Here is a 12,224-nt window from a genome sequence, read left to right on the forward strand (position 1 = left end):
CGCGCGGAGGTGAACGGATGTGCCTGCCTCGCTTGTTGATGCTGTTGGTGTTGTTGTCGTCGTCGCTGTCATTGGCGACGTCGATGGCGTTGGGTGATGATGTACCCGATCGGCCTGGGGAGGTTTCCGCTGAGTTGTGGGATGAACTGGTGGCGTTGGACGCGCTGGCTGGGGAGGTGACGAGCCTTCGCGGGCGGTTCGAGCGCCACCGCAGCACGCCGTTGCTGCGTCGGCCGTTGGTGTCGGAAGGCGTGGTGTATGTGTCGGGGGATCGCGTGCGTTGGGAGACGCAAGCGCCTTCGCCGAGCACGACGCTGGTGCGTGACGGGGAGGTGCAGATCTATCAGCCGGAGGAGCGGCGGGTTGAGGTTTATGCGCTTGAAGAGCGAGCGGAGCAATTCGGCGGTGGGCTGATGCTGCGGTTGACGACCTTGGTGGAGACGTTTTGCCTGGCGGAGGTGGAGCCGGGCGAGGTGTTTGAGGATCTTGCGGGGGATGATGTGGCGGGGCTGCTTGGGTTGCGGTTGACGCCACGCGATGAGGCGATCACGGAAGAGTTTGAATCGATGGCCATGCTGTTGGATCGTGAGACGGGGCAGTTGCTTCGGCTTCGGCTGGTGACGGACGCGTCGCAGTGGACGGAGTATCGGTTTGTCGAGGTTGAGCCGAACGTGGAGCTTGGGGAGGACACGTTTACGCTGGAGCTGCCGACGGACGTGGAAGTGGTGCGTCCGATGGAGGGTGGCTCGCGTGATTGATCCAATCCGGATGATGATGGCTGGGGGGGCGTGATGACGCAGATGCACACGCTCGAAGCGGAGGCGAAGCAGCCGGGCAGGGCTTATCACGAGTCTCGGGCGATTTCGTTCTGGCTGAACTTCTTTTTCTTTTTCGCGCGACGGACGCCGCTGCTCGTGCGGTGGTCGCGGCCGTTCTGGATGATGCTGTCGCGGCATTTTTTCGTGGACTACCTGCGCGGCGGGATTCGGAAGAACACGCACTGGCTGCTGGGGCCTGACGCGAGCGAGGCGGATCGGCGGGCGCTGACGGATCGGGTGCTGGAACATTTTTACATGTTCATCCACGACATCGGCCGAGCGGGGGGGCTGTCGCGCGAGCAACTCGAAGCACAGATCGATGCGGTGGAAGGCGAAGACCATTTTCATGAGATTCGCAAGCTGAAGCGCGGCGCGATCATCGCCACGGCTCACATGGGCTCGTTTGAAGTTGGAGCGGCGGCGGTACGCTCGCTTGAGCCGAGAGTGCATGTTGCGTTTCAGCATGACAACCTGGGCGCGTTCGATGCGATCCGCCATCGCCTGCATGAAAAGCTGGGGTTGATCGAAGCGGTGGTGGATCAGGGGTGGAGCGCGTGGTTGCAGGTGCGCGATGCGCTTTTGAACGACGAGGTGGTGTTGATCCAGGCGGATCGAACGATGCCGGGGCAGCATGGGGTGGCGGTGCCTTTTATGGGTGGGCATCTGTTGATGCCGCTGGGGCCGATCAAGTTGGCGGTGATGACTGGGGCGCCGATCGTGCCGGTGTTTGCGATTCGTTTGCCGAGTGGGAAGGTGAGGCTGGTGATTGAGTCGCCGATCGTGGTGGATGCGGAGCGCGATCGGCCGCGCGACGAAGTGCCGGGGCCGGCGATGCTTCAACTCACGAAGGTGATTGAAAAGCAGGTGCGGGCGCACCCGGAGCAGTGGCTGATGCTGCACCCGGCGTGGATGGAGGATCAAGCGGGAGGAGTGACGTCGCGGGTGGGGGCGGAGGGGTGAGGGGAGAGTGAGGGGGGAGACCCACGGATCGAATCCGTGGGCTTCGGGTGGGGGGGATTTGAGGTGGGGACTTGGGATCGGGGGCAGTAAGTGTTTGCGATGGCGGGTTTTGGTTTGTATGCCATGGCGGGGGCAAGGTAAGCTGGCATCGTTTTGAGGTTGAGCGGGTAGATGAGGAAACAGCGTTTTGCGTGACGTCGTCATTACAGGTAGCGGATTGGTGAGCGCCCTGGGGCTGGATCGTCAGACCACGTGGCAGCGGATATGTCAGGGCGAAAGCGGCCTTGGTCCGTTGACTGCGCTGGAGCAGCAGCCGAGCGAGCCGCGCGATGGCGGGCAGGCGCCGGCGTTGCCGGGCGAGGACGATGGTCGGCCGCGCGAGGTGCGCTACCTCCGCCATGCGATCGCGGACGCGTTGAAAGAGGCAGGGCTCGGCGGCGAGGGGGCGTCGCCTTACGCGGGCGAGCGGTGCGGGCTGGTGTTCGGCACGACGTTGCATGGGATGCGGGCGGGGGGCGCGTTTTTTCGCGCGAACGACTTTACGCCCTTGCATGATTTTCAAGCGGCCGCGGTGCTCAACGATGCGGCGGAAGCGTTTGGCTTGACGGGGATCGCGACCACAACGTGCTCGGCCTGCTCGTCGGGGTTGAGCAGCATCGCGCTGGCGGTGACGCTGTTGCAGACGGGCGAGTTGGATATGGTTGTGGCGGGGGGGTACGACCCGATCAGCGAGTATGCCTACGCGGGGTTCAACAGTTTGCGATTGGTGGCGGAGGGACCGCCGCGGCCGTTCGGTCGTGGTCGACAGGGGATGAAGCTTGGGGAAGGTTACGGCGCGGTGGTGCTGGAGCGGGCGGATGATGCGCGGCGGCGTCGCGCGAAGCCGATCGGCCGAGTGGTCGGGTTCGGCGAGTCGGCGGACGCGCATCACCTGACGCAGCCGCATCCGGAAGGGCGCGGCGCGGTGCGAGCGATACGCGAGGCGCTCGCGTCGGCGGAGCTATCGCCTGCGGATATTGATCTGGTGACAGCGCACGCGACGGGCACGCCGGACAACGAGCGTGGCGAGTATGCGGCGCTGAAGCAGGTGTTTGAGGAAACGTTGTCGGACGTGCCGGTGGTGGCGTTTAAGAGTTGGCTTGGTCATACGCTTGGCGGCGCGGGGACGGTGGAGTGCATACTGACGTTGTGCGCTTTGAATGATGGGTACGTGCCGCCGACGGATAATGTTGAGGTGGCGGATCTGGAGTATCCGGATTTGCGTTTCGCGCGGCATCATGCCGAGCCGAAGCCGTTGCGGTACGCGATCAACCTTTCGCTTGGGTTTGGTGGGGCGAATACATGCGTGGTGTTTGCGCCGCCGACGGCGGAAGCGGCGGCGGTGGAAGCGCCGACGGTAATGACGCGTGGGAGTGATGCGGGTCGGCGGCCGGTGGTGACGGGCATTGGCGTGCTGCTGCCGAATGCGATTGGGCATGAGGCGTTGATGCCGCGCGTGTCGGCAGAGGCGGGAGCGCCGGTGGGACAGTCGGCGATGGTGGACGAGGCGGCGGTGCGGGAGATGTTGCAGACGCCGCGGGCGAGGCGGATGAGCGACTACGTGAAGCTTGCGCTGTGCTCGGCGAAGCTGGCGTGCAGCGATGCGGGGTTGGAAGACGGCGAAGGGTTTGGCGAGCAGGACGCCGCGATCGCGGGCTCATCGCATGGCTCGGCGAGCTACTGTGCCGACTACTACCGGCAGGTGGTGGAGGAAGGCATTGAAGCGGCGAACGCGGTGCTGTTTGCCGAGGGGGTGCCGAACGCGGCGGCGGCGCACTTGAGTTTGATGTTCAAGCTGACCGGGCCTTGCCAGACGATCATCGGCTCGCGGACGGCGGGGCTGGATGCGCTGCACCTGGCGGCGCTGCGCATTGAGCAGGGGCAGTGGGACCGGGCGATGATTTGCGCTGCGGAAGAAGCGACGGATATTGTGCGTGATGCTTATCGGCATTGCGGATTGCATGCGGGCGATCAGACGATGTGCTCGCCGTTTGATGCGGAGCATGGGTTTGTGCTGGGCAATGGTGCGGTGACGTTGATGATCGAGAGCCAGGCGTCGGCCGAGCGTCGGGGGGCGAAGACGTATGGCGTGATTGAAAGCTCGACGACGGGATATCACTCGCCGCGGGATGCGCGCGGGTTTGTGGGGCGGTGGGGTCAGTTGCTGGATCGGCTGGGCGGGCCGCGGCAGGTGATCAGTAGTGCGAACAGTACGTGGATCGGCAGAGCGGAGGCGTCGGCGGTGGCGTCGGCTCGCGCGGACGCGACGGTGAGCAGTGTGTATGGGCATTTCGGCGAGATGTTCAGCGTCGGGCCGTTCGCGGCGATCGCGGCGGCATTGCTGGCTGGCAAGCTGCCTGCGTTGCGCGGCGGGCTGCCGACGGGCGGGACGTTGAACGCGGCGACAGGCAATGAGTCGGCGGACGACTTCGCGGTGCTGTGCAGCGATTACGCCGGGTCGATGTCGGCGGTGCGGGTGCGGCGGTGACGGGTCGACCGGGCGGCTATGGAGCGCAGGCGCTGACGCGGTCTGGTTGGGGCGTGCCGTTTAAGGAGGGGCGATGGCGGCCGAAGGCGAGGGCAAGCAGGGCAGGCGGAGGTGGTGGTCGGCTCGGCCGTGGGTGGTGACGGTGGTGAGCCTGGCGGTTGCGGTGGTGTTGCTGGCGGTGGTGGTGGTTGTGATTTTGATCAGCACGGGAGCGGGTGACGAAGCGGCGGCAGCGCCGGTGCGGGCGATGTCGGTGCGCGTGGTGGCGGTGGAAGCGGCGGAGGGGTACGAGGTGGTGCGGCAGTTTGTCGGGCAGGTCGAGCCGGCCCGCCAGAGTGCGGTGGGTTTTGAACTGTCGGGCATGATGGCGGAGTTGTTGGTAGACGAAGGCGATACGGTCGAGCGTGGGCAGGTGCTGGCTCGACTGGACACGGCCCGGCTGGAAGCTCGCCGGCATGAGTTGGAGGCATCGTTGCGCGAGGCGCGAGCACGCACGGAGCTGGCGGAGCAGACGTACGAGCGGACGACGGAGGCGGCAGAGCATGACGCGGTGTCGTCGCGCGAGGTGGATGAGGCGCGGAGCGAACTGGCGACGGCGGAAGCGGCGGAGGCGCGGGCGGAGGCGTCGCTGACGACGTTGGAAGTTGATTTAAGGAAGAGCGAACTGGTGTCGCCGTTTGATGCGGTGGTGGCGAGGCGGATGGTGGACGAGGGGCAGGTGGCGAGTGAGGGGGCGGCCGTGTTTGAGCTGCTGGACCGGCATTGGCCTCGCGTGCGTGTGGGGCTGGCGGGGGATGCGGTACGGCGGTATGCGGCGGGCGATGTGGTGTCGGTGCAGGTGAATGGCGAGACGGTGGCGGCCGAGGTGCGGTCGCTGCTGCCGGTGCGCGAGCGGGCGACGCGGATGGTGGATGTGCTGCTCGTGCTCGATGGCGAGTTGAACGATTTGCGTCGCGGGGACACGGCGGTGCTGAGCGTTGAGCGACAGGTGGCGGGGGCAGGGTATTGGCTGCCGTTGTCGGCGCTGACGGAGGGGGCACGCGGGTTGTGGGCTTGCTATGTGGTTGAGACGGATGGCGGAGCGGCGCGGGTGTCACGGCGGGACGTGGAGTTGCTGTATCAGGATGGCGAACGCGCGTTCGTGAGGGGGGCGTTGGCGGAGGGTCAGCGTGTGGTGGCGGATGGGTTGCATCGATTGACGCCGGGGCAGGTGGTGCGGGTGGCGGACGAGCCGTAGGCGGACGCGGCTGGGGCTGGTGCGATGATGCCGGACGTGGCTTGCGGTGTTGAGGAGCGGGGCGATGGCGTTGGAAGATCATTCGCTGGCGACGTTGTTCATTCGCAACCGGCATCTGCTGTGGTTGTCGATTGTGGTGGTCGCGGTGGCGGGGGTGTCGGCGTTGCTGGCGCTGCCGCGGCTGGAAGACCCGCGGATGGTGAATCGGTTTCCGCTGGTGATTACGCAGTCGCCGGGCTATTCGGCGCAGCGGGTCGAGGCGCTGGTGACCGAGCCGGTGGAACGGGTGCTGCGGGAGGTGCCGGAGATTCGTGAGTTTGTGTCGACGTCGAGCGACGGGTTGTCGCTGGTGGCGGTGGTGTTGCATGACTGGGTTGGCGAGGGACAGAACGAGCAGGTGTTCAGCAAGATGCGCGATCGGCTGGCGGAGGTGCAGCGTGAGCTGCCTGCCGAGGCGAGTCGGCCGCAGTTGGAAGATCAGCGGGGCGCGGTGGCGGAGACGTTGATTGTTGCGTTGACGTGGCGGGAAGGCGAGCCGGCGATGGGGGTGTTGCGTCGGCAAGCGGAGGTGTTGGCGGACCGGTTGCGGGCGGTGCCGGGGACGGAACTGGTTCGGTTGGCGGGTGAGCCGAGCGAGCAGATTACGGTGGTGGTGGATGATGAGGCGTTGGCGTTGGCGGGGCTGACGCCTGGTGCGCTGGCGCAGCGGTTGATTGATGCGGACGTGAAGCAGCCGGCGGGCATCGCTCGGTCGGGGCGGTCGGACATTCAACTGGAAGTCACGGGCGAGCTGGACTCGGTGCAGCGCGTTCGCAACGTGGCGGTGCGCGACGGTGAGGCGGGCAGCGTGCTGCGGGTGGGTGATGTGGCGGATGTACGGCGGACGTGGCGTGATCCGCCGGAGACAATCGCGCTGGCGAACGGCGAGCGGGCGGTGCTGGTGGCGGCGCGCATGGGGAGCGATCAACAGACAGACCGATGGGCCCGCGCGGCCCGCGCTGCGGTCGAGCGGTTTCGTGTTGAAGTGGGTGACGGGGTTGGGGTTGATATTCGTTTCGATCAGAGTACGTACACGGCCGAGCGGTTGGGGCAACTTGGTTGGAACCTGCTCGCGGGCGCGGGCGTGGTGATGCTGGTGATTCTTGTGTTGATGGGCGCCCGGTTTTCGCTGCTGGTGGGCGCGGCGCTGCCGATGTCGGCGGGGCTGACGTTGTTCGGCCTGCTCGTGCTCGGCGGGACGCTGCAGCAGATGTCGATGTTCGGCATGATCATCGCAACGGGGCTGCTGATCGACAACGCGATCGTGATGACGGACGAGGTGCGCAAACGCCTTGAAGCGGGCATGGCGGCGCGGGCGGCGGTGCGCGAGACGGTGGAGTATCTGTTTTTCCCGCTGCTTTCGTCGACGTTGACGACGATGCTCGCGTTTGCGCCGATCGCGCTGCTGCCGGGGCCGGCGGGCGATTTTGTCAGCCCGATCGCCATTGCGGTGATGCTGGCGCTGGCGTCGTCGTTTCTGCTCGCCTTTACGGTGATCCCGGCGTTGGCGGCGCTGCTTGGTGCGAAGGCGGCGGCACGTGCGGATAAGCGGTGGTGGCGTGACGGGGTGCGCAGTGACTGGCTGACGGATCGCTACCGTGCGGGATTGCAGCATGCGTTTGCGACGCCGGCGATCGGCATCGGCCTGGCGTGTCTGTTGCCAGTAGCGGGCTTCGCGCTGATGCCGAGTATGGGAACTGCGTTTTTCCCTCCGGTCGATCGTGACATGTTTCATGTGCGCTTCTGGCTGAGCGATGATGCGTCGCTTGAGCGTACCGCCGAGGTCGCGCAGCGTATGGAAGCGGTGATGCGCGACGACGCGGGTGTGGCGGACGTTGATTGGATGATCGGCGGCGGTTATCCGCCGGTGTTTTACAACGTGATCTATGGCTACGACGGCGCGCGACATTTCGGGCAGGCGATCGTCACCAGTCGATCCGACGCGGACACCGCTCGACTCGTGCCCGCGCTGCAGGCCGCGTTGAACGACCACTTCCCCGAGGCGCAGGTGGTGGTGGATGCGTTCGGCCAGGGGCCGCCGAGCGAGGCGGAGGTGGAACTGCGCATCCACGGCCCGAGCATCGCCGTGTTGCAAACGCTTGGCGATCAACTGCGGCTGATGTTGCAGTCACATGCGGAGGTTGTGCACACACAGGTCAGTTTGCCGCGTGGTCGGCCGAAGCTGTGGCTTGATGCGGATGAGGATGAAGCGATGCTCGCGGGGCTGACGTTGGATGACCTTGCCCGCCAGCTTGAAGGCTCGCTTGAGGGGATCGCGGCAGGGAGCGTGATCGAGCAGATCGAGCAGATGCCGGTGTATGTTCGCTATGACGACGCGCATCGGCGGGAGATGTCGAGGTTGTCGTCGATGCGATTTTTGCATCCGCAGGGTGAGGGGTGGGTGCCGCTGTCGGCGTTGGGCGAGCTGCGGTTGCGGCCTGAGCTGCCGACGGTGACAAGGTACAACGGGCAGCGGTTCAACTCGGTGCAGGGGTACACGCGAGCGGGGGCGCTGTCGATTGATGTGGCGAACGATGTGCGGAAGATGCTCGATGCGAGCGACTTTACCTTGCCCGACGGCTACTGGCTTGAACTGGGCGGTGATGCGGAGCAGCAGGACCAGGCGGTAGGCAACCTGATGCAGTACGCGCCGGTGCTGATCGCGATGGCGATCACGACGTTGGTGCTCACGTTTCGCAGTGTGTTGCTGGCGCTGCTGCTGATTACGGTGGCGATGTTGAGCGTAGGGCTGTCGGTGGGGGTGACGTGGGTGTGGGGTCTGTCATTCAGCTTCAACACGATGCTCGGGGCGATGGGGTTGATCGGGGTGGCGTTTAACAACAGCATCGTGGTGCTTAACGCGATCCGCAAACATCCGCAGGCGCACGCGGGGGATGTGGATGCGGTGGCGGAGCGTGTGGTGGATTGTTCGCGGCATTTGATATCGACGACGTTGACGACGATCGGCGGGTTTGTGCCGTTGCTGATTTTTGTTGGTGGTGCGTTCTGGCCGTCGCTGGCGATTGTGCTGGCCGGGGGCGTGGGTGGGTCGATGATATTGGCGATTTTGTTTACGCCTGCGGTGTATGTGCTGGCGCGGCGGGTGCGCGGGGTGTGGGTGGAGCCAACGCCGACGCCGGTTGCAACGGGAGGTGCGACGTGAAACGTGTCGCGTTTGTATGGGCGTTTGCGTGGGTGGCGTTGTTAGCGGGCGGCTGCACGGTCGGGCCGAGCTATGAGCAGCCGACGGTGGAGATGCCGACGGCGTGGTCGGGTGATGCAGCGGTGGTTGGGGATGAGGGTGAGGCGGTGGCGGGGCCGATGGCGTCGCCGAGCGTTGCGTGGTGGGCGGTGTTTGGCGATCCGCAGTTGAGCGAGATGGTCGAGCGGGCGGTGGCGGGGAATCATGACATCGAACTGGCGCGGCTGCGCGTGCGTGAGGCGCGGGCGCAACGGCAGGCGGTGGCGGGATCGCGTTGGCCGAGCGTTGAGGCGGGGGCGGACTATCGGCGATTTCGTGAAAGCGAAACCGCGCCGCGGCCGGGCCAGGCGCCGACACCCGACACGCCGGGGTCGGGCGGTCAGGCGGGCGGCGGTTCGCAGACGGCGAACCTGTTCAGCGTCGGCTTTGATGCGTCGTGGGAGGTGGATGTGTTCGGCGGGACGCGCCGACGGGTCGAGGCGGTGGATGCCCAGGTTGATGCGGCGGTGGAAGGTGGACACGGCACGTTGCTCACCGTGGTGGGCGAGGTGGTGCGGAATTACGTTGAGCTGCGCGGTACGCAACGCGAGTGGGCGACGTTGCAGGAAACGCTTCGATTACAGCGGCGGACGTTGGAACTGGTCGAACGGCGGCATGCGGCGGGGTTGTCGCCGCGGTTGGATGTGACGCGAGCGCAGTCGCAGGTGGAGCGTGTGGAGGCGGACTTGCCGACGGTGCGGTCGCAGTTGCAGGCGGGGGCGTATCGGTTGGCGGTGTTGTTGGGTGAGTCGCCGACGGCGTTGCTGGATGAGCTGCTTGAGACGGAGCCGGTGGCATGGGAGCCGGTCGCGGCGCCGATGGGCGTGCCGTCGGAATTGCTGCGGCGTCGGCCGGACCTGCGGCAGGCGGAGCGCGAGCTGGCAGCGGCGACGGCGGAGGTGGGCGTGGCGACGGCGGCACTGTATCCGCGGTTGTTCGTCATCGGCAGTGCGGGGCTGGAGAGTGATGCGGCGAATATGTTGATCGACGCGGGCAGCGGTGTGTTTGCGATCGGGCCTTCGCTATCGCTGCCGTTGTTCGAGGGCGGGCGATTGCGGGCGGAGTTGCTGGGCGAAGAGGTGCGGCGCGACGCGGCGTGGGTGCGGCTGGAGCAGGCGGTGTTACTGGCGTTGGAGGAAGTGGAGGCAGCGGCGGCGCGGTACGTGCAAAGCGATCGTGGGGCGCGGCGGACGGCCGACGTGGTGGCGTCTACGGAGCAGTCGGCCGAGCTTGCGCTGCGGCTGTACGAGCAGGGGTTGAGCGACTTTCTCGCGGTGCTGGATGCGGAGCGCGAGCTGGCGGAGGCACGTCGGCAGCAGGCGCAGCGGCAGACGGCGGTGATGGTCGAGCTTGGGGCGCTGTATAAGGCGCTGGGTGGCGGTTGGGCCGTGGATGATGAATAAAAAAGCCCACGGATGACCATCCGTGAGCTTTGTGGGGGTGTGTTTTTCGGAGGGTTTTATGCCCAGCCGCCGGGGGGGCCGAGGACCATGTCGTCGGCGGTCTTGCCGGCGGGGAGCATGGGGTAGACGTGCTCGTGTTTTTCAACGAGCGCGTCGAGCACGGCCGGGCCGTCGTGGGCGAGGAACTCGGCCATGACCTTGGGCAGGTCGGCCAGGTTCGTGACGCGGAAGCCCTTGCAGTTCATCGCGTTGGTCAGTGCGACAAAGTCGGGGTTGTGCATTTGCGTGTGGCTGTAGCGTTCTTCGTAGAACAAGTCCTGCCACTGCTTGACCATGCCCTGGAAGTCGTTGTTGAGGATGATGGTCTTGGCGGCGATTTTGTATTGGGCAGCGGTGACCATTTCCATCGCGGTCATGCAGAAGCTGCCGTCGCCATCGATATTGATGACGGGCTTGCCGTCGAGCAGGGCGTCGACGGCGAGCTTCGCGCCGACACTGGCGGGCACGCCGTAGCCCATCGTGCCCAGGCCGCCGGAGGTGATCCACTGGCGTGGATGCTTGAACTTGTAGAACTGGGCGGCCCACATCTGGTGCTGGCCGACGCCGGTGGTGAGCACGGCGTCGCCGCCGGTCTGCTTGTAGAGTTCTTCGATGACGGCCTGGGGCTTCATGTGGAACTCACGCTCGTCGGCGTTGTAGCGGAACGGGTGATCGTTCTTCCACGTGGTGAGCTGGTCGAGCCACGGCTTACGGTCGGGCGATGTGAGCAGCGGCAGGAGCAGCTCAAGGTTTTTGCGGGCGTCGCCTTCCACGCCGATGGTGACGGGGATGGCTTTGTTGATGTTCTCCGGGGCGATGTCGAAGTGGATGAGACCGCCGCGGCCTTCGCGTTCGGCGGCGCGTGCGCCGGGCGCGAACTTCTTGGGGTTGCCGGTGACGCGGTCGTCAAAGCGTGCGCCGACGGAGATGATGACGTCGGCGTCGCGCATGGCCCAGTTGGCGTAGGCCGAGCCGTGCATGCCGACCATGTGAAGGCTGAGGTCGTCGGTTTCGTCGAACGCACCGAGGCCGTGCAGCGTGGTGGTGACGGGGATGCCGGCTTTGCGGGCACACTCGCCGAGCACGTTGTAGGCATTGGAGAGGATCGCGCCCTGGCCGACGTAGAGCAGGGGTCGCTGGGCGTTGTTGATCAGTTCCGCGGCGCGTTCGATTTCGCTGGACGTGCCGGCTTCGCGGATGTGGTAGCCGGGCAGGTGAGGCTGGTCGTAGACCGGCTCGTTGAGCACAGCGGCGGTGACGTCTTTGGGCAGGTCGACGAGCACGGGGCCGGGCCGACCGGTGGTGGCAATGTGGAAGGCCTGGTTGATGGCGCGGGGGAGGTCGCGGACGTTTTTGACGAGCACGTTCCACTTGGTGCAGGGGCGTGTGATGCCGGTGACGTCGGCTTCCTGGAAGGCGTCGGTGCCGATGGCGCTGGTGGCGACCTGGCCGGAGAAGACGATGATGGGCGTGCCGTCCATCAGGGCATCTTGGAGGGCGGTGACGGTGTTGGTCGCGCCGGGGCCGGAGGTGACGAGGACAACGCCGACCTTGCCGGAGGCGCGGGCGTAGCCCTCGGCCATGTGGCCGGCGCCCTGTTCGTGTCGTGAGAGGACGAAGTGGAACTGCTTGGATTCGTGGATAGCGTCGAAGACGGGGAGGATCGCGCCGCCGGGATAGCCGAACATGTGTTTGACTTCATGTTCGCGCATCATTTCGTGGAAGATCTGTGCGCCGGTCATGCCGACGTATTTGTCGGTGAGCGTGCCGTGGGGGGCGGTGACGTCGTGTGCGGTGAGGTTGTTGGTGGTCGGTTGCATTGGTCAGCGTCCTGTGTGGTCGACACGCGGCGGCGGCCGGGGGCATGCGGCGCGTGTGGTCCGGGGGCGATGTTCGGTGTGTGAATGTTCGGTTAAATCGGGCGTGCGGGTTGGCTGTCAGGAGACGTGCGGGTCGTCCG

The 12,224-nt window shown here is 65.9% G+C and carries 7 protein-coding genes; 6 read left to right on the top strand and 1 reads right to left on the bottom strand.

The genetic code is table 11. The features are described 5' to 3' along the window. Nucleotides 1-17: 17 nt before the first annotated feature. The 6 genes from ACERK3_05175 (at nt 18) to ACERK3_05200 (ending at nt 10,225) form a co-directional block, all read left to right on the top strand. Nucleotides 18-758, top strand: a complete 741-nt coding sequence (locus ACERK3_05175; protein MFA9477683.1) for an outer membrane lipoprotein carrier protein LolA — start codon at nt 18-20, stop codon at nt 756-758. A 33-nt stretch (nt 759-791) separates the two neighbouring features. Then, a complete protein-coding gene (locus ACERK3_05180; GenBank protein MFA9477684.1) occupies nt 792-1,778 on the top strand; it encodes a lysophospholipid acyltransferase family protein in 987 nt (328 codons plus the stop codon). Between the two features lie 187 nt (nt 1,779-1,965). Continuing rightward, nucleotides 1,966-4,305 carry a beta-ketoacyl synthase N-terminal-like domain-containing protein gene (locus ACERK3_05185; protein ID MFA9477685.1) on the top strand — a complete coding sequence of 780 codons (2,340 nt, stop codon included), beginning with the start codon at nt 1,966-1,968 and terminating at the stop codon, nt 4,303-4,305. Between the two features lie 73 nt (nt 4,306-4,378). Beyond that, the gene (locus ACERK3_05190; GenBank protein ID MFA9477686.1) at nt 4,379-5,542 is read left to right on the top strand and encodes an efflux RND transporter periplasmic adaptor subunit; all 1,164 of its coding nucleotides are present in this window, start codon (nt 4,379-4,381) and stop codon (nt 5,540-5,542) included. Nucleotides 5,543-5,606: 64 nt separating this feature from the next. Continuing rightward, complete coding sequence (locus tag ACERK3_05195; GenBank protein ID MFA9477687.1) at nt 5,607-8,744, top strand: efflux RND transporter permease subunit; 3,138 nt, start codon at nt 5,607-5,609, stop codon at nt 8,742-8,744. Then, nucleotides 8,741-10,225 (top strand): efflux transporter outer membrane subunit, encoded by a 1,485-nt coding sequence (locus ACERK3_05200; protein MFA9477688.1) that lies wholly within the window; start codon nt 8,741-8,743, stop codon nt 10,223-10,225. Before ACERK3_05195 ends, ACERK3_05200 begins: the two co-directional genes overlap by 4 nt. A 56-nt stretch (nt 10,226-10,281) precedes the next feature. Here ACERK3_05200 and ilvB read toward each other — a convergent pair whose 3' ends face one another. Further along, nucleotides 10,282-12,084, bottom strand: coding sequence for a biosynthetic-type acetolactate synthase large subunit (gene ilvB, locus ACERK3_05205; protein MFA9477689.1), 1,803 nt, complete (start codon nt 12,082-12,084; stop codon nt 10,282-10,284). Nucleotides 12,085-12,224: the final 140 nt, after the last annotated feature.

The organism is Phycisphaerales bacterium AB-hyl4, assembly GCA_041821185.1.
Lineage (GTDB): Bacteria > Planctomycetota > Phycisphaerae > Phycisphaerales > Phycisphaeraceae > Natronomicrosphaera > Natronomicrosphaera hydrolytica.